We start from the raw sequence: 19,200 nt of genomic DNA on the forward strand, positions 1-19,200 counted from the left end.
ATTAGCTATTTCAGCTATTTTTTCCTGAAAATCTGCTTAAAAGTACAATAGTGGTAAATGCACCTGGGAAAATTGATAGGATGGGAATCAATATATAGATTGTTGCTATACATGAGTAATTTCAAAATTGTTTCTCCTTTGACTGCTTTTGCTAAACAAACCCGTCAGGCTGCAAGCAAGCTGGCAGTTCTTTCTTTGGAGTCCAGAAATCAGGCGATTGAAGCGATCGCTCAGGCGTTAGAATTGGCAAGGGGTGATATTCTGCAAGCAAATCTGGCTGATTGTCAAGCAGCAACGGCGGCAGGAATCGCTGAACCTCTTTATAAAAGGTTGCAGTTAGATGAATATAAATTAAGAGATGCGATCGCAGGTGTGCGAGATGTTGGTAAATTAGATGATCCTATTGGTAAGGTACAAATTCATCGAGAAATTGATACGGGTTTAATTCTTAAACGAACTACTTGTCCTTTGGGGGTTTTAGGAATTATCTTTGAAGCGCGTCCTGAAGCGGCTATTCAAATTGTTTCTTTAGCAATTAAATCTGGTAATGGTGTAATTCTCAAAGGTGGTAAAGAGGCTTTAGGTTCTTGTGAGGCTATAGTTAAAGCGATTAAGCAAGGATTATCTGATACGGATGTTAATCCTGATGCGGTGCAATTGTTAACAACTAGGGAAGAAATATTAGAACTGTTACAATTAGATAAATATGTAGATTTAATTATTCCCAGGGGTTCTAATGCTTTCGTGAAATTTGTGCAAGATAATACCCGCATTCCAGTATTAGGTCATGCTGATGGTATTTGTCATCTTTATGTAGATCAAGGGGCAGATATTACTAAGGCTATTAATATTACTGTAGATTCTAAAATTCAATATCCTGCTGCTTGTAATGCTATTGAAACTTTGCTAGTTCATAGTAGTATTGCTGGCGAATTTTTGCCCCAAGTTGCGGCAGCTTTAGAAGCAAAAAATGTAGAATTAAGAGGTGATGAAGGTACTTTAAAAATTTTACCTAATATTGTCCCAGCAACGGAAATAGACTGGCAAACAGAATATAGTGATTTGATTTTAGCGATTAAAATTGTTGATTCTTTAAATGAAGCTATATGCCATATTGAAAATTATGGTTCTCGACATACAGAAGCAATTATTACTGAAGATATCACAGCGGCGGAAAGTTTCCAAAGTTTAGTAAATGCAGCGGGAGTTTATCATAATTGTTCTACCCGGTTTGCTGATGGTTTCCGTTATGGATTTGGTGCAGAAGTGGGTATTAGTACCCAACAAATGCCTCCGCGTGGACCTGTTGGTTTGGAAGGTTTGATTACATATAAATATCAAATGTCTGGTAATGGACATATTGTGAAAACCTACACAGGTGTAAATGCAAAATCATTTAGTCATCGGGATTTATAATGATTGATAATAGGGCACGTTGAGCTTGAGGGAGGTACATTTCATGCGGGCAAGATGCCCGCACCACAAGAGTTTTATTATTAGTATCTGTACTTGATAATATAATCTCGTTATTAGTCTCCGAGGGGGAATAAGGTAAACTCTTTTTCAAACTAATGCTTTTAATAAAGCTTGCAGTTTCAGTTGCACTTCTGCAAATTCTTTTTCTGGGTCTGAACCAGCAACAATACCGGCACCTGCATACAGTCTAGCATGATTACCATTAATTAAAGCTGAACGAATGCCGACAATAAATTCACAATTTCCTTCCCCGTCTACCCAACCTAAAGGTGCTGCATATAAACCCCTTTCAAAACTTTCATAATGGCGAATTTTTGCACAAGCAATATCTCGCGCTGCACCGGCAACTGCTGGTGTTGGATGCAGTTTTGCAACGATTTGTAGAGGGTGAATATTATTGGGAATAGCGGCACTAATTGGTGTCCATAAATGCTGGATATTAGATAATTGTCGGAGTCTGGGGGCTAAAACTTGGGGTAATAAACCTAGTTGAGATAAATGTTGAGTAATAAAATCTAGGACAAGTTTATGTTCATGTTTTTCTTTGGTACTATTGATTAAGTTGTTAGCATTTGCAGTATCTTCGGTGGGTGTTTTACCTCTGGGTGCTGAACCTGCTAAAGCGTCAGTAATTAACTGTTGTTTGTGAATACTAATTAATCTTTCTGGACTAGCGCCAATAAAATTTTGTCCTTGGCCATTACTGGTGGAAAATACATGACAATTAGGATGTAATTGACGGAGATTATTTAAAGATTGTAATAAGTTAAAATCATGATTAAGACTGACATCTAAGGTATCAGCTAAAACAATTTTTCTTAAATGATTGGAGTGAATTATTTCTAATACTGATGAAACAGAAGTTTTAAATTTCTCACCATTTTTAGTGATTTTTTTATATAAATTTAAAGTAAATGTATCAATATTTAGGGAGTGATTTTTCAAGGATTTAATAATTTCTAAATGACGTTGTAAATTATCTAATATTTTGGTAATATTAATACTAGAATTAATAATTTTATTCATTATTAATGTGCAGCGATTATTTTTTAAAGCTATTTGCCAAGCAGGTAAGAAAACTGTAGCAGAGGGAAATGGATAATCTGTTGTTTGGTGCTGATCAAAAAAACTAAAAGTACAAAAAAATTGAGGTAAAGAAAAAGTCTGATTTTGATCAGAAATAGGAATTATATTTTTCAGACAATTTTTGATAAATTCTTCTGATTTTGTAAACCTGTCTTGACCAGAAATTTCTATTTTATCTACAGTATCAATTGCTGCGATTGCTTCACCATTACTTCTATTTTCAAAATAAAAGTTTTTGCTATTTTTTTGACTAAATTTATCGAAAACCAGCAAAGGATCAACTAAACCAATTTCTAGAGAAATACTGACAATTTTACTATTATTATTGCGGTGGCAATTTTCCTGAATCTCTAATAGTAATTGATTCAGGTATTTGTAGTCTACAAAGGTGTGGCTGCGACATGGTGAAATTGTCATGGATGTATAAGTTAATTTTTATTAAGTTATCTTCCTAAAATGAATAAATCATGGTGGTATTTTTATAGGTAACATAATTCAGTCACCATTAACCAGCATAAAGTTAGCTTGATTCTGGGGTTGATCCTGTTTTGGTTGCAAAATGGCAGGTTTTATGGCAGGATATTCACCTGTAATCATAAAATTAGCATTTTTTGGTAATTTACCAAAGTTAAACTACAAAATTATAAAATTTAACTGATAACGCAAGTTCTAGTAATTTAACTAATCACGATTGATGACTTCAAATCAGATTTCACGACCTCAAGGTAAACTATGGCTGGCGGCTATTAAACCGCCAATGTACAGTGTTGCTATTATGCCGATTTGGGTAGGTTCTGCGGTAGCATTTAGGGAAATAAAGATTTTTAATATCACAATATTTTCTTTGTTTATTGCGGCAGCAATTTTAATTTTAGCCTGGGAAAATATTAGTAATGATGTCTTTGATGCCGAAACAGGAATTGATAAAAATAAAAATCATTCATTGGTGAATTTAACCGGTAACAAAACTTTAATGTTTTGGATAGGAAACCTATGTTTAGGCTTGGGTTTGTTGGGGATAATAGCGATCGCCTTTTTGCAAAAAGACCCGACAGTTATCGGTATAATTCTTTTATGCTGCGGTTTGGGCTATATGTACCAAGGTCCCCCCTTCCGTCTAGGATATCAGGGTTTAGGGGAAATTCTCTGCTTTTTTGCCTTTGGTCCTTTGGGTATGAGTGCAGCCTATTATAGCCAAACTCAAACCTGGTCTAGCACTAATTTAGCAGTTTCCGTAATTTTGGGTATTCTTACGAGTTTAGTGCTATTTTGTTCCCATTTTCACCAAGTTGCAGACGATATAGCCGCAGGAAAAAAATCTCCTATTGTGCGTCTAGGAACTCACACTGGTGCAAAGGTTTTAGTGGGTTTTACTGCGAGTATTTATCCTCTAATTTTACTGTTTGTAATCTTGAATATTTTCCCAATTGGGACATTACTAAGTTTCCTCAGTTTACCTTTTGCGGTGAAATTATGTCGTCACGTTTTAGAAAATCACAACCAACCGGATAAAGTGAGTAATTCTAAATTTATCGCTATCAGAGTTCATTTTGTAAGTTGCTTATTTTTGGGTTTAGGATTTATTTTTGGTTAAGTTACATTAAGAATAAACGAACCACAGAGGCACGGAGGACACGGAGGAATGAGGGGTTGAGTTTTTTTTGGAAGTCCCTAATGGGTTATCAATTTTCTTTTCGTTACTTTAGTCATAAATTCACAAATCCCATTATTACTAATTATGGGGTTTGGGAAATCCGCGAAAGCATAATTATTCGCTTGATTGATGAAAACAATAATATTACTTGGGGGGAAATTTCCCCCATTTCTTGGTTTGGTTCAGAAACCATAGAACAAGCTTTAGATTTTTGTTATCAACTTCCACAAATAATTACTAAAGAGATAATTTTCACTATTTCAGATAAGTTACCGGCTTGTCAATTTGCTTTTGAATCTTCAACCCACTTAGGTAGCTACGATTTCCAATTACTGGGTACTAATCTCACCTATAGTGCCTTATTATCAGCGGGAAAATTAGCTTTAAATCAATGGCATGATTTATGGGAAAAAGGATATAAAACGTTTAAATGGAAAATTGCGGTTGATGATATAAATCAAGAATTAGAAATATTTGATTTACTAATTTCTAGTTTACCAACCTCAGCAAAATTACGTTTAGATGCTAATGGTGGACTTACTTACCAACAGGCTGAATTATGGTTAAAAAAGTGCGATAAATTATTACCAAAAATTGAATTTATTGAACAACCTTTACAGAAAGATAAATTTACAGAAATGCAGGAATTAAGTAATTCCTATTCTACACCTATAGCCTTAGATGAATCTATTGCTAATTTCCAACAATTAGAATTTTGTTTTCACCAAGGTTGGGGGGGAATTTTTGTGATTAAATCGGCAATAATAGGTTCACCATTTAGGTTAAAAGAGTTTTGCAAAAAACATCAAATTGACATTGTATTTTCATCTGTATTTGAAACCGAAATTGGCAGAAAAGCTGCCTTAAAATTAGCAGCAGAATTATCTACAAATAACCGCGCTGTTGGTTTTGGAATTAACCACTTTTTTGAGCAACAAGAAGCAAACTGGCTAGAAAGTCTATGGAAAACCTTTTAGAAGATATACAAAACCATGATTGGCTAATTTGTGATCATAGCCAAGAATTACTACAAATAGCAACAGAATTATATTTACAATTAATGCAGTTATCAAATCCAAAAATTATCATTGCGGAAAGATCACCAGTGAGATTTTTAGGAAGTTTTATTGCTGCTTGTGCGGCTAAATGTCCAGTTTTTCTCTGTAACCCAGATTGGGGTAAAGACGAATGGGAACAGGTCTTTAACTTAGTTCAACCAGATATAGTTTTAGGAATAAATCATAACTTTTCAAAATCACCAATTATCAACCATGAATTACCAATTACTAATTCTATTATGATTCCTACCGGTGGTTCATCAGGAAAGATTAAATTCGCTATTCATACCTGGCAAACATTAACCGCTTCAGTAAAAGGATTTACAGAATATTTTTCCATAGATTCTGTTAATTCATTTTGTATATTACCATTATATCATGTGAGTGGATTAATGCAGTTTATGCGTTCTTTAACAACAGGAGGTAAATTAGTAATTAGCACATCTAAGAAATTAGAAAATTGTCAAATACCCAATATCAAAACAGAAGAATTTTTTATATCTTTAGTTCCCACCCAATTACAAAAACTTCTCCAAAATATTGAATTAACCCAATGGTTATCAAAATTTTCTACAGTTCTGTTAGGAGGTGCACCACCTTGGGAAGAACTATTAGAAAAAGCTAGATTTCATCAAATTAGATTAGCACCTACCTATGGAATGACAGAAACAGCGTCTCAAATTGCCACTCTGAAACCTGATGAATTTTTAAAAGGTAAATTTAATAGTGGAAAAATTCTTCCCCATGCTAAAATCATTATTGATAATCAACCGGGAAATATAAATATTCAAAGTCAATCTTTAGCTTTAGGTTATTATCCCCAAATATGGGAAAATAGAAATAATTTTCTAGTTGATGATATTGGTTTTTTAGATAATCAAGACTATTTACATATTATTGGCAGAAATAGCGACAAAATTATTACAGGTGGGGAAAATGTTTACCCAACAGAAATTGAATCAGCAATTAGAAAAACTCAAATGGTAATTGATGTTTGTGTAATTGGTATAGCTGATAAACATTGGGGACAAGCATTAACAGCTATTTATACTCCCAAAAATAAAAATATTTCCCACATAGAAATTCAAAATCAACTCAAAAATCAACTGAGTAAATTTAAAATTCCTAAATATTGGATTTCCCTAGCAAACTTACCCCGTAATGTCCAAGGTAAAATTAACCGTCAACAACTGCAAAAAATCGCTAAAGATATTCTGAAAACATAATACTTGAGATCCCCAACTTTTTGCAATAACTCGGAGATCTATATCCTGAAATCACATAACCTCCTCTCTCGACCTTCTTCTCTCCGCGCCCTCCGCGTCTCTGTGGTTAGTTTCTAACCAATGGTTCATATAGTTCGGTAATTCTTGCCTACTTCTAATACTAACATCAATACAAGTGTGTCTAGTAATTGCCTTAGCAGCTATTACTTCATCTACTGTCATTTCATAGGTAACTTCAAACTTATCTGAACCTATTTTTTCTGGTAACAAACTAATCACTAAATTGTCACCACAATACATGGGACGAAAAAAATCTACATTTGCATGAACAATAGGAAAAGCTACAGACGGATTAGTAAAAAATGATTTAAGATTAATACCAGAAGCTGCTAATGAAACCTCATAAGCTTCATGACAAATTCTCAACACATTGGCGAAATAAACGACTCCAGCCGCATCAGTATCTTGAAATCGTACAGTGTAGTAATATGCGAAAGCCATTTTTAAAATCTCCTCAATTAAGATATACTATTCATATCATTTTACTAGATATTAACTACTAATAGATCTGAACTAAGTACCATGATTGCTGACCTAAATTGTTTCTAGAAAATCAGTTTAAAGGCTGATATATATCCTCAGAACTAGGATTAAGATAGGGATGGTGCACATCAATCAAATGTTGGGCAAAGTGTTGATTAATAATTTCTATCCGTTCTTCCAAGGCATTTTTACCTTTTTGCCAAGATTCTAATAACGCATTGGCAACAATTTGACAACGATTCATACCAAAACTTTCTTGAGGAGCAAATTTTTGATTTGGTTCTTCTGCTAACCCTAATCCCGGAGCTAAGAATTTAGTAAATAAGGGAATTTCTGGCTGAAAATAAGCTTGATGTTTTTGATAAATGTCTTGAAGAATATTCCGAATTGTGGGGTAATCTTGGCATTCAAAATGTAGCACACCTGCATCATAACGCTGATATGCAGCGGGATTATAAAGAACTTGAAAACTAAAGATAATAGCCGCCTTATTTAAGGCTTGGGTTAAGCTATCCATGAGAACAATCGCCCCGGCTGATGTAAAATTAAAATAAATTCGTCCTTCTCTTAAATCAGAATTTCGGGGATTTTGGTTGTCTATGGCTATATTACTAACTGCCATATAACAGCCATTTTGCAAGCGATTTTTAGGCATCCATATTGCTATTAATTCCCCCACTTTATGGGACTTTTTCCGCTGTTGAAGATGACATTCCGGCTCAATATATAAGGTTAATCCATCCTTATTCACAGCCATGCTACCATCAGGTTCAATTCTCAAAATCTGCCAATTGGGCTCATAATGTCCTGTGCCATGATTGCTATGATGCAGTTGTTCATAGAAATTTTTATCTACACCCAAACTATTATTTTCAATTACATTAATATGAGATTGCTGATGATAATTATTTGCTGCTAAGACTGTTTGTAATGAACCATTATAATAAATACCGTAGAGAAAATTTCTCAGCAGTATGTTCAAATACTTCTGTTTTAAAGAAGGTGGGTTTTGTTGAAATCTATTTGCTATATTAGCCGGTAAAGCAAAAGGTTGATAATGGGGATGGTAAATACAGAAATTAGGTTCAATCTGGATATTACTGGCAATATCGAATAAGGAATTTAGGATTTGATTGCTACAATCATCAAACATTAACTTGTTTTGCACCTCAAACTTTAGAGAAATATATATGTAAGCATCGGTAATAATATTACTAACAACCCCGTAGGCGAGTTTTTTCGTAATAAAGAGGGACTAATTGTTGTTGCTTATGAGGACGAGAAGGTTGTTGTAGTCGGGGAAGAGATCCGCAGATTTCTAATTCAGAAATGCCAAAAATAGTTAATACTGATTGCTCAGGCATTGTCAAAAGACTTTTAGCAACTTCCAACATACACAAATTCCTGTTATCAAAGGATTTTTGGCATTCAATTCTGTCTTGAATTTGTTGAATTAATGCTAAACCGGCAAACTTAATTATCCGCATAATAAAGTCTTGATGATATTCTAAAATCATGGGAAAACCATCAAGATAAGCTTGAATTAAGGCTAAAATTGTAGGTTGTAGTGCTTCTAGAGGAATCACCGCTAAATTTAAAGATTCTTCTAACTCTAATGTTGGATCTACTATTAAACTAGACAACCAAATGCTTAAATAACTTGCTAAGAGAGTTCCTAAATCAAAAGCTGGATCTCCCCAACTACAAGCCTCCCAATCAATTAATCTAATCAAGCAATTATCTAGCTGTTCCCATCGAGAATGAACTAAAATATTGCCTAAATGTAAATCGTTGTGAGTTAAACAAGATGGTTTCCACTCATAAGCTAAATCGGCGATCGCTGATTCTAAACTTTCGTAACACTGATAAAGAAGATGAAACTGTAGAGCTTCAGCAGGAACTGTACCAAATGTGTCTGGAGTTATCGAGGGTATACCCTGGGCAGGATTGTAAAAATTGTAGCGAAACTGTCCTGCGGGAGCAGTGGACATAAAATCACGATACTCACGCTTATTAAACGTAGCTCGGTGTAATCCTGCTAACGTAGCGCCAATCGCCCTGGCGATTTCTCTAGGGAAAATACTCCTCTGTTGATAAAATTTTCCTAAGTCCAGATATTCCCCTAAATAGCTTCGGACTAGGATAGAATTTTTCTCATCAAAATGAAGCAAAGATGAAGCGATCGCGCCAATATTACCAATTACTGGAAATTGCTGTAATAATCGGTGAAATAGCCACTCATTAAAGAATTCATGAGCAATTTGATCATGATTAATGCGACATTCTTGTTTGATCAGCAGTTGGCGATTATCTGCAAGTATTACCATTAAATTTCGATTCTTTTTGCTATTTTCTGGCAATACAGATTTATATGTAGCGCCATCTTCCGCGCCACACAGCCCCTTATCGAGCAGGTACTGGATAACATTTTGAGAAGACAGTGATGATAACATGAATGATTTCCTAGTGATTGTAATGGCTAAAGAATTGCGGTGGTCTTGAGAGACTACAGCAGTTCTTAGTTAATGGTGAAAAATTTACGAAACATTGCTACTATCTACTAATATCTCATTTGTGCCAGAAAGACCTGCCAAAATGGCAATATTAGTTATTTTTTTACTTTCAAGTTCACAGAAGAAACTATAAAATCTTGACAATATCCGTAGTAGAGCTTTACACCTTGAATAAAACATTTCTGTTTCAGAAATAATTGCCAGTAGATAGGTAATGACAACAACTATTACTGATTATGGTTAGTGATCCATATTTCCTATACACAAGTAAACAATTTACCATGATTATCATCAGTATTAGTTTATTATCATTCCCGATCATCTCTACTTTAATATGTAAATGACTACACTTGTATTCCTGTAGGTATAAGTTTTATATTACTTCTCGCGGGTGAATCATTCACTTTAATTTCATCCACATCAGGCAAAATCAAAATGTCATAGTCAAAAGTCACCATTATACTTAACTTATGGTGAGAGATAATTTACCCAGTTTGATTGATGGATCATCTAGCAATGCTTACGGCAAATACTACATCTTATACAGCAGTTCAAGTTCTACAACGCCAAGCCGCCTCTCTTTTACTATATCAATCTGTCTTAAAAAGCGATGTGGGCAAAGCATTTCTTAATTTGTTGCAAACCATCCGTTATACTGATGCAGATGGGCGGGATTGTCTGCAGGCCTATGGTAATTACTTCCAAGCTTTAGCCAGCAGTCATCAAACTTGGGAAGAATATTTGATGAAGCAAATTCTCACAGTGGATAATCCTTTTAGCAAATTGGCACAGCAGGAGGAATTTAGTAAATTACCGTCAGCTTTAGTAGTGGCGGTTCAACATGATTTACAAGTATTACAAAGTTTGTATGAATGTAATAGTGCGATTTTAAGCGAGTGGGTCCAAATGGCGACCCATTTACCTATTTCTCCCGTGGTTTGGTACAGAGAACCGGAAACTTTGGGCATGGAACCGGGTTTAATGACATCTATTCCCCAATTAGACAATTGGGGTGAGGCCGTGGCGGATTTAGCCGCCTATTATCAGCAATATGGAACGGGTTTATTTGCCAAATATCGGGCTTTTCGTTGGCAAGATGGACAGTTGCTAGGCATTGCTAATACTGATTCCGTAAAATTGTCTACATTAGTGGGTTATGAGTGGCAAAAAGATGCTTTAGTGAAAAATACAGAATTTTTATTGTTAGGAGAAACAGCGCTGCACGTATTACTTTATGGTAGTCGTGGTTCGGGTAAATCTTCTTTAGTTAAAGCTCTGTTAAATGAGTATAGTCATAGAAACCTGCGTTTAATAGAAGTTTCCAAGTCAGAATTGCCAGATTTGCCGAAAATTGTGGAATTATTGCCAGGAGTTCCCCAGAAATTTATTATTTTTGTAGATGATCTTTCCTTTGAAGAAGATGATGATAGTTTTAAAGCAATGAAAGTAGTTTTGGAAGGTAATATCACGGCTAGACCGAAAAACGTAGTTGTATATGCTACTTCTAACCGTCGCCACTTAATTCGGGAATATTTTACTGATAGACCAGCCCCCAGGGATAACAATGAAGTTCATAGTTGGGATACAATGCAAGAAAAGTTATCTTTTAGCGATCGCTTTGGGTTAACATTAACCTTTGCGGACGCAGACCAAACAACCTATTTACAAATAGTCCAGCACCTAGCAGCAAATATCAATATTTCTCCCGAAGATTTAGAATATAAAGCATTACAATGGGCAACGAGACATAATGGCCGTTCTGGCAGAACTGCAAGGCAGTTTATTGACTTTTTAAAAGCAGATTTGGCTGTATTTGGTGACAATGTGAGGGATAATGAATGACGTTAATTACTAATAATTCTAACAACTTGACTACAATTAAACCTAGCAAGATGCAGCCAACAATAGTTAGTCATCGAGTCGTGCTGGGTATAATCGCTTTTAGTATTAGTTTTGGTTTAAGTCTTGTTCCTAACTGGGATATTTCTAAAGCCTTTTTTACGGGAATAATTACAGTATTAGCTACTTATGCGGCAGCATTTTTGGTTGATAAACGGCGTAGAAGTGATGAACTGAGGATGATTGGTTCTCTCCAAAGACGCATTCGGGATATAGAAGGGTTAAAATCGCGCATTCTCAAGGAAATACACCAATTGGAAGAATATAGAAATTTATTGTATACAGAAACGCAGCAACTAGAAAATCAAATTGGAGATTGTCGTAGTCAAAGAGATGGTTTACATCGAGATATAGGGACATTGGCTGCTCAAAAAAAGCAAATTGAAACCGAATTAAATAATCTACAAGATGAATTTAAAAACCTAGATAACAGCAATATAGAACTAAATAACATTTGCAATAATTTGATTGTTGAAAAACGGCGGTTAGAGGTAAATTGTAACGCCTCCCGTGCCGAACTCCATCAAATTCAACCTCAACTTGAGACAATTAAACAGCAAAAAAAATCACTAGAAAATGATGTAATTCTGTTAGAAAGACTTAAACCACAACTGGAGGAAAAACTTTATGAACTGCGAATAGAAGTTCAAAATCAAGAACTAGAAATTGCTAGACAAAATGATTTGCTATTGCAAACAAATACAGCTATAAATAGTCTCGAAAATACCGTCAATGCTTTACAAAACAGGACAATAGAACAAAAATCTGAAACTAATGAACTGCAAAATCAGATTTCTTTTTTACAGAATGAACGGGATTTATTACAAAATCAAGTTTGGGAATTACTTCAACAAATAGAAACAATTAATCCCCAAATATTACCAGATAATGAAGAAAATGATCTAGAGTTATTTCCTTTTGATGAACTTTTAGAACCATTGGATAATCAAGATTATTACACAGACAATTTACCTAAAGAATGGGATGATTTTTTAAAACATCTTCCCGTTGATAAAATTCAAGTTTTGCAAGCGATACTGGAGGGAGATAATCCTAAAGCTACTATTAAACAGATTGCTGAAGCTAATATTACTACACCAAATCTCTTAATTAATGCTATTAATGACATTGCTAGTAATACTATTGGTAAGTTAATTATTAAAACGAATACCGAAATTCCTGAAATTATCGAAGAACATTTATTAAATGTGAAAATAATGATTACTAAATATTCAGAAATTAGTTAATTTTTGTCCATAAAATTTTAGGGGTAAGGCGCATTGCACCCTACCCCTATAGATGATTTATAGTAGTCCTTAAGGCAGTTAGGATATTAATTGATCTTGAAATGCAGAATTTCGATCCTTACCTGCCGCTTAAACATCAATCAAAATGTTGCCCTCTTCGACTTTAAGGGGATAGATTGGCAAGGTTTTTTCTGAGGAACCCATAGATAGTAATTTACCAACTACAGGTGGGAAGGGACACCAAGTTTTTACTTCACCATTATTTAAGTCAAATGCACTGCGGTGAAAGGGACAAACCAGTGAGCCAGCTTCAATTTTCCCTTTTGCCAAAGACAGTTTTAAGTGAGGGCAGGCATCATCTACAGCATAAAGCTGATTTTCATGTTTTAAGAGTAGAATTTTGCGTTCTCCCACCTTTACCACTTCACGAGCACCCTCAGTCAGTGCATTAGCAGACAAAACTTGAGTCCAAGCCATGAGATTCTCCTAATTTGAATAGACTTGTTATTAGTTTCTCACAATTGCGTCCTATACAGCACTTCCCGGTGTTATGAGGTACATATCTGGCGGGCAAGATGCCCGCACCACAAGAGTTTAACGATTTAATTTTGTACCTCATCAGTGCGGAAAAAGCTATATGATCACTAGTATAACAAGAATCAGAAAAAAAGGCACAGGACTTCCACTTGTGGGAAATTTATTTAGATTTACGCAAATTCAATCGTCTTGACAAAATCTAAAATAGCTTTTTTCATTTTTCTAGCTTCTTCTTTCACAGAACCAGGTGTTTCACCATTTAAAAAGCTGCGTTGACTACTAACGATATACAAACATTCATTATTGACAAAAGACAACAATCCTCTATAGGCATCTAATCTGATTCCACTACCATTACTTTCTTGCTTAGATATAGTTGAACCTTGAGGCATATTTACTAATACATAGTAATATTTTTCTAAGGTATCTTGCAAATATTCTGTATGCTTAACTTCAGCATTGGGAATATTAGAAGTAATTGCCTGAGGGACATATTTATCTACAAGAACTTTATGCAGATATGTTTGATCTTCTTGAGATTCTAGATCATCAATCTGTTCGGGAGAGAGAGGATAATAATCAATTCTTAATAAAGTGCCAATATCATCAGAAAAACTTACCATTCCTTCTTCAGTTTGAATTTTCCCCCCCTGTTCAGAATCAAGGGGAATAGGAACTGTAAAGTTACCCAATGGTGATTGATAAAACTGTTCACCAGCTTCATTTAATATGACTGCTTCATATTCTTCGTCTAAATATTCTTCATCGTCTCCTGCTTCAATTGCATCAATTATCTCTTTGATAATTTCTTGTGCTTCTTGATCTTCCAATTTTAAGGTTATTTGTAGTTGTTTAAGAAAAGCCTTTTTAGATGGGGGAATAATTAAATTTTCTGCATCTAAAAGCATGATAACTCCAGCCCCAAAACCATCTAGAACTACTTCATCAGAAATCGCTGCCTTTGCAGCATTAAACAGAGAACCTAATCCAACATCCTCCGCAATTTCTACAAGTCTATCTACCGTTTCTAGCATTTCTTCCTCTGAGTATTCATCAAATATCTCAAAATCCCAGAGAATATCAGCTAAACTTTCCGCATCTATATTATCAATACCAGAATCAACTATGGTTGTAATTACAGCAATTGCTGCTACCGCTTGTTGTTCGTTCAATGATTCTTTGATTTTATCTTGGGAATTGAAAATATAATCATACTTTGTCATCATTTTTATCTCCTTAATTAATCTGCTGTTTGTACTTAATTACTAGGTTGAGAAATCCGGTTTTCAATATCTGCCAATGTTCGTAATAATAGGCGATTTGCCTGTAATTGCCAACCCCATTTTTGAATTCTAAAGGCCGCTACAGTCCCTCCTATAGCTGCTAATAACCCCAGGGGTTGATTTAGGGAAATCCCAAATAACAAACCCAAACCAGCAATTCCCCAAAATGGCAAGGCCACGACTTGTCTTTGCTCCTCCACAACTTCTGCAATTTTACCAGATGGCATTGTAGCTGATAATGTTGCTTTTAGTTGCCTCTGTTCTGTTAATGATAATGATAAACTAATCTTGCGGCGGAGTTTTTCCATTTTGCGGGCATCAGTGCTATACTCCGTAAGTTCATCTTCTGCCATTTTTAGCCATCGTTCCAATTGTGACATAGTAGATTAAGTTTTCTGACTGTGTTAGAGCTATTATTCTACATTTGCACACAATTACCAATAGATAAATCAGAATTTTTTTAGTTCTGAGGATCATAGATGGTCATACAGTCCTAGAATAGTATTGAATTGTTATTATTTCAAAAAAGCACTACAATAAGAGATGAAAAAAAATTGGTTTCGATTAGGAATAATCACAATATTTCTGTTTTCACTTGGTTTACGTTTTTGGGGATTAAACAGATTTAATACTCTAGTATTTGATGAAGTTTATTTTGCCAAATTCGGTAATAACTATCTTACCCATACGCCATTTTTTAATGCTCATCCACCATTAAGTCAATATATAATTGGATTGGGTATTTGGATTAGTAAGTACATTCCCATTGGCCGAGATACTGTAAATAGTCTCACAGATTCCTTATTATCCCCTTGGAATTATCGTTGGGTAAATGCGCTCACGGGTTCATTAATTCCCGTAGTCGTAACCTTATTAACTTATCAATTTAGTTATCGTCATCGTTTTGCTTTATTAGCAGGATTCTTTACCGCTTGTGACGGATTATTTTTAGTAGAATCTCGTTATGCTTTAAGTAATATCTATATCATTATCTTTGGTTTACTCGGACAATGGTTATTATTATTAGCCTTAGAAAAGCAAAAACAAAAACGTTGGTTTTGGTTAATTCTCTCTGGTATCAGTTTTGGTGCTTGTATTGGCACAAAATGGAACGGTTTATGGTTTTTAACTGGTACTTATGGGGTATGGATAGCAGCTTGGATAATTCGCTGGTTACAATCTTTTGATAATATTTATCGTGTGCCGTTATTCCCTTATTTAAAGTTTTTTAAACATCGCCATAATTTCCCAGTTGATACTATAGAAATACCCTGGCAAAACTTGACAAAAATAAATATTTGGCAAATGTTTTCCTATTTAGGAATTATTCCCGCAGCTATTTATAGTCTAATTTGGATTCCTCACCTCCAACTTGATAAAAGATATGGATTTATCGAAGTCCATAAACAAATTTTGCAATTTCATCTACAATTAGGTGGTAATAGCCCTAGTATTCATCCCTATTGTGCTGCATGGTATAAATGGCCATTGTTAACTCGGCCTATGGCTTATTATTATCAAACTGCTCAAAGTTCTAAGGATTCCTTACCTGTATTTGGACCACCTTTACCTGATGGTGCTGGTAAAGTAATTTATGATGTTCATGCTATGGGTAATCCTTTTTTATGGTGGTTCGGTTTAGCTGCAATGATATTTTTAATTGGTATGGTAATAATAACAATTACGAGGCCAGCAATAGAAAAACAGCAGTTATTTATCCCTAAAAATCTCAGCATTGATACCGGGATTGGATTATTTTTAATCATAAATTATGGGGCTAATTTCCTCCCTTGGGTAGAGGTAACAAGGTGTACTTTTATCTATCATTATATGTCTGCGGTTGTATTTACATTTATAGCCATTGCTTGGTTTGTTGATCAATGTTTACTAAGTTATTATCGCACCTTGCGGTTTTTAGGTGTAACTATAACTTTTATAATTATGGCCGCCTTCATTTTCTGGATACCTATTTATTTAGGTTTACCCCTCTCTCCTGATGATTATAGAATGCGGATGTGGTTTAATTCTTGGATTTGATTAGACATTTCAAGAAATGAGGTATGCGTATTCTAGAACCATTGTCGAGACGTGGACTGGGTAAAGATTCTTGGCTCGACATTCTTTTTCGGAAAGATAATATATTGAGAACTTAACCTTTATAACCCTTATTATTTGGCCTTTGCGCGAGACTTAAAAAAATGAAATCATCAGCCTTTATTTAAGAGTTAAATAAAAGTTGATGAATCATACTAAACTACCGCTTCTGCTTTTTCCTCTATTTTTGCCTTCACCGGTACATAGGGTGTTTCTGCACCTTGAGCTAAATACACAGCTAATTGACTTTCAATTTCATCACGGACAATTTGCCGATATTCCATAAAATGCTCAATGTGAGCGCAGGTGGAAACGTATTGTTCAATCACCTTGGGGTTATGCTTGAGAATACTAAATAAATGATGCCAGAATTTCCAGCGGGTTTGTCGTTTAAATCCTTGTCGCCAAATTACAATTAATAAGGCTCTCACAACTACCCATTCTGGTGTTTTTGCTGGTGCTGTCCATTTGGGAGTACCTAACATCATAAAACAGCGATAGGTGCGGTCTAAATAGGCCGCAGGGTCATATAAAGCACAGAAAGCCTCCACATATTCCCTGGCCAATTCTTCTAAAGGACGGGTAGGAATAAAATTCATCAATGTGGTTTGATTGATGTTCCCATCTTGATTTTCCCGTAATCTTCCTTCCTTTTTCAACCGATGCCATAAAGCAGTATTGGGTAATGCTTGTAACATAGCAAAAGTTGTAGAAGGGATAGCTGCTAATTCAGCAAAGCGGACAATGCGATCGCCAGCGCCAGACTTTTCACCATCAAAGCCAATAATAAACCCAGCCATGGGTCGCAAACCTGCTTTAATAATAGTTTCTACAGATTCAGCCAAGGAACTGCGAGTATTTTGGAACTTTTTAGTTAGTTGTAAACTGTCTTCATCTGGGGTTTCAATGCCCAAAAATACGGCTTTAAAACCACAATCTACCATCAATTCCATCATTTCGACATCTTGCGCCAAATCAATGGAAGCTTCTGTATCAAAATTGAAAGGATACTGATGTTCTTCCATCCAAACTTTTAACTCTTTCAGCAACAATTTTACATTACGTTTGTTGCCAATAAAGTTATCATCTACCATAAAAACACCGCGCCGCCAACCTAAATCATAGAGATAATCTAACTCGGCTAAAAGTTGTGCAGGGGTTTTCGTTCTCGGTTTGCGTCCGTATAAAACAATGATGTCGCAAAATTCGCACTGGAAAGGACAACCCCGGGAAAACTGCACCGACATCATATCATAAGCGCTGAAATCTAATAAATCAAACCGGGGAATAGGTGTACTAGTAACATCAGGCTTTTCAGTAGCGCGGAAAACTCCAGATTTTTCTCCCCGTTGTACCGCTGCTACAAACATGGGTAAAGTGAGTTCCCCTTCATCAAGAATCAGGTAATCTGCCCCTGCGGCTTCCACTTCATGGGGTGTGGAGGTAGGATAAGGACCACCTAAAGCTACCAATTTACCGCGTTTTTTCGCTTCTCGAATTTGTGCCAATAAGTCTTGTTTTTGGACAATCATGGCGGAAAAAATCACCATATCTGCCCATGCCCATTCTTCCTCAGTGGCGGCGCGGATGTTACGATCTACAAGCTTGAATTGCCATTCTTGGGGCAAAATTGCCGCTACTGTTACCAAACCCAAAGGTGGTAACAAAACTTTTCTGTCAACTAGTGCCAGAATTTTCTCATAGGACCAAAAGGTGCTTGGAAATATTGGATAAACTAGCAAAACACGCATAGTATCACCCCTCACGATTTATTTGTGATCTAACTGTAACTAAAAATTCAGACTAATTGACTTTTTTCTCAGTTTGTCCGTTGTATGGGAGAATGGGGGGATTGTCAGAATCAGGATATCCAGGATTTAAGGATGAACAGGATGAAGACTGAGATTTCAGTTTAAAGATTATTAATCCTTTTAAGTCGCGTTCTGAAAATCTGTGTTGTGTGTAATAATAGAGCAATAATTTTGATCGCTTGGTTGATTATGAAAGTAGACTTGGCACCGATTTTTGAACTAGGGTTGTCAGAAAAGCTACAACTTCTGGAAGATTTATGGGATGATATTGCTACGAAATCAGCTAATCTTCCTGTATTAGACTGGCAAAAAGAAGAACTTGCTCAAAGAAAAGCTCTCCATTTACAAGATCCCAGTTTAGCCAGTTCTTGGGAATCAGTAAAAGCAAGAATCCGTAGTAACATAAGTTTCTAGTTAGGGAATTTGTCTGAATCAGGATGTCCAGGATTTAAGGATTTACAGGATGAAAACTGGAATTTTATTACCAATTACCCATTACCAACCTTAACTAGATGATTAGTAACTTGAGTTAGTAACTATATATGGTGAAATTATTCCAGATCAAAACATTACTAGATTTAAATTACCAAATACTTCTGACCTTTTCAATACGTTTAAGCAAGACGTAATTGATACTATAAATTCAATCTTAGAATAACATACAGCAGTTTGATATCAAGTCCAGTACAAGAATAGCTATCTAAATAGGGTCAAAAAACAATCCACAATGATTAAACCAATTGAGAGCATTTTCATCAGTAATAGCATTAACC

The 19,200-nt window shown here is 35.3% G+C and carries 16 protein-coding genes; 8 read left to right on the forward strand and 8 right to left on the reverse strand.

Annotated features, from left to right (window positions below; genetic code table 11):
* The first annotated feature begins 111 nt into the window (after positions 1-111).
* On the forward strand, positions 112-1,416 hold the full coding sequence (locus H6G44_RS16240) for a glutamate-5-semialdehyde dehydrogenase (protein ID WP_190387999.1): 1,305 nt from the start codon (positions 112-114) through the stop codon (positions 1,414-1,416).
* A 147-nt stretch (positions 1,417-1,563) separates the two neighbouring features.
* Here H6G44_RS16240 and H6G44_RS16245 read toward each other — a convergent pair whose 3' ends face one another.
* Positions 1,564-2,979 carry an isochorismate synthase gene (locus tag H6G44_RS16245; protein ID WP_190388000.1) on the reverse strand — a complete coding sequence of 472 codons (1,416 nt, stop codon included), beginning with the start codon at positions 2,977-2,979 and terminating at the stop codon, positions 1,564-1,566.
* 277 nt (positions 2,980-3,256) lie between these two features.
* Between H6G44_RS16245 and menA the strand changes: the two genes are divergently transcribed.
* The 3 genes from menA to H6G44_RS16260 all read left to right on the forward strand — a co-directional run bounded on the left by menA (position 3,257) and on the right by H6G44_RS16260 (position 6,500).
* The gene (menA, locus tag H6G44_RS16250) at positions 3,257-4,156 is read left to right on the forward strand and encodes a 2-carboxy-1,4-naphthoquinone phytyltransferase (protein ID WP_190388001.1); all 900 of its coding nucleotides are present in this window, start codon (positions 3,257-3,259) and stop codon (positions 4,154-4,156) included.
* An 80-nt stretch (positions 4,157-4,236) separates the two neighbouring features.
* Positions 4,237-5,193 (forward strand): o-succinylbenzoate synthase, encoded by a 957-nt coding sequence (locus H6G44_RS16255; protein WP_190388002.1) that lies wholly within the window; start codon positions 4,237-4,239, stop codon positions 5,191-5,193.
* On the forward strand, positions 5,178-6,500 hold the full coding sequence (locus H6G44_RS16260; protein WP_190388003.1) for a 2-succinylbenzoate--CoA ligase: 1,323 nt from the start codon (positions 5,178-5,180) through the stop codon (positions 6,498-6,500). The genes H6G44_RS16255 and H6G44_RS16260 overlap by 16 nt, the downstream gene beginning before the upstream one ends.
* 51 nt (positions 6,501-6,551) lie before the next feature.
* Here H6G44_RS16260 and H6G44_RS16265 read toward each other — a convergent pair whose 3' ends face one another.
* The 3 genes from H6G44_RS16265 to H6G44_RS16275 form a co-directional block, all read right to left on the reverse strand.
* Positions 6,552-7,001, reverse strand: a complete 450-nt coding sequence (locus tag H6G44_RS16265; RefSeq protein WP_190388004.1) for an acyl-CoA thioesterase — start codon at positions 6,999-7,001, stop codon at positions 6,552-6,554.
* A 112-nt stretch (positions 7,002-7,113) separates the two neighbouring features.
* Entirely contained in the window at positions 7,114-8,196 is a 1,083-nt protein-coding gene (locus tag H6G44_RS16270) for a T3SS effector HopA1 family protein (RefSeq protein WP_190388005.1), read from the reverse strand.
* Positions 8,197-8,257: 61 nt separating this feature from the next.
* A complete protein-coding gene (locus tag H6G44_RS16275) occupies positions 8,258-9,496 on the reverse strand; it encodes an aminoglycoside phosphotransferase family protein (protein ID WP_190388006.1) in 1,239 nt (412 codons plus the stop codon).
* A 561-nt stretch (positions 9,497-10,057) separates the two neighbouring features.
* Here H6G44_RS16275 and H6G44_RS16280 point away from each other — a divergent pair.
* Positions 10,058-11,398, forward strand: coding sequence for an ATP-binding protein (locus H6G44_RS16280; protein WP_190388007.1), 1,341 nt, complete (start codon positions 10,058-10,060; stop codon positions 11,396-11,398).
* Positions 11,395-12,702: a tellurite resistance TerB C-terminal domain-containing protein gene (locus H6G44_RS16285; protein ID WP_190388008.1), complete on the forward strand. Its 1,308-nt coding sequence runs from the start codon at positions 11,395-11,397 to the stop codon at positions 12,700-12,702. Before H6G44_RS16280 ends, H6G44_RS16285 begins: the two co-directional genes overlap by 4 nt.
* 129 nt (positions 12,703-12,831) lie before the next feature.
* Here H6G44_RS16285 and H6G44_RS16290 read toward each other — a convergent pair whose 3' ends face one another.
* The 3 genes from H6G44_RS16290 to H6G44_RS16300 form a co-directional block, all read right to left on the reverse strand.
* Positions 12,832-13,179 (reverse strand): Rieske (2Fe-2S) protein, encoded by a 348-nt coding sequence (locus tag H6G44_RS16290; RefSeq protein ID WP_190388009.1) that lies wholly within the window; start codon positions 13,177-13,179, stop codon positions 12,832-12,834.
* Positions 13,180-13,409: 230 nt separating this feature from the next.
* Positions 13,410-14,462, reverse strand: coding sequence for a tellurite resistance TerB family protein (locus H6G44_RS16295; protein WP_190388015.1), 1,053 nt, complete (start codon positions 14,460-14,462; stop codon positions 13,410-13,412).
* Between the two features lie 35 nt (positions 14,463-14,497).
* Positions 14,498-14,902, reverse strand: coding sequence for a hypothetical protein (locus H6G44_RS16300; RefSeq protein WP_190388010.1), 405 nt, complete (start codon positions 14,900-14,902; stop codon positions 14,498-14,500).
* A 163-nt stretch (positions 14,903-15,065) separates the two neighbouring features.
* On the opposite strand from H6G44_RS16300, the gene H6G44_RS16305 reads away from it, so the two are divergent.
* Entirely contained in the window at positions 15,066-16,559 is a 1,494-nt protein-coding gene (locus tag H6G44_RS16305) for a dolichyl-phosphate-mannose--protein mannosyltransferase (protein ID WP_190388011.1), read from the forward strand.
* Positions 16,560-16,771: 212 nt separating this feature from the next.
* Here H6G44_RS16305 and H6G44_RS16310 read toward each other — a convergent pair whose 3' ends face one another.
* Entirely contained in the window at positions 16,772-18,367 is a 1,596-nt protein-coding gene (locus H6G44_RS16310; RefSeq protein WP_190388012.1) for a B12-binding domain-containing radical SAM protein, read from the reverse strand.
* A gap of 249 nt (positions 18,368-18,616) precedes the next feature.
* Between H6G44_RS16310 and H6G44_RS16315 the strand changes: the two genes are divergently transcribed.
* Positions 18,617-18,841, forward strand: coding sequence for an addiction module protein (locus H6G44_RS16315; RefSeq protein ID WP_190388013.1), 225 nt, complete (start codon positions 18,617-18,619; stop codon positions 18,839-18,841).
* The last annotated feature ends 359 nt before the right edge of the window (positions 18,842-19,200 follow it).

Origin of the sequence: Aphanizomenon flos-aquae FACHB-1287, assembly GCF_014698755.1 — a bacterium.
Lineage (GTDB): Bacteria > Cyanobacteriota > Cyanobacteriia > Cyanobacteriales > Nostocaceae > Dolichospermum > Dolichospermum flosaquae.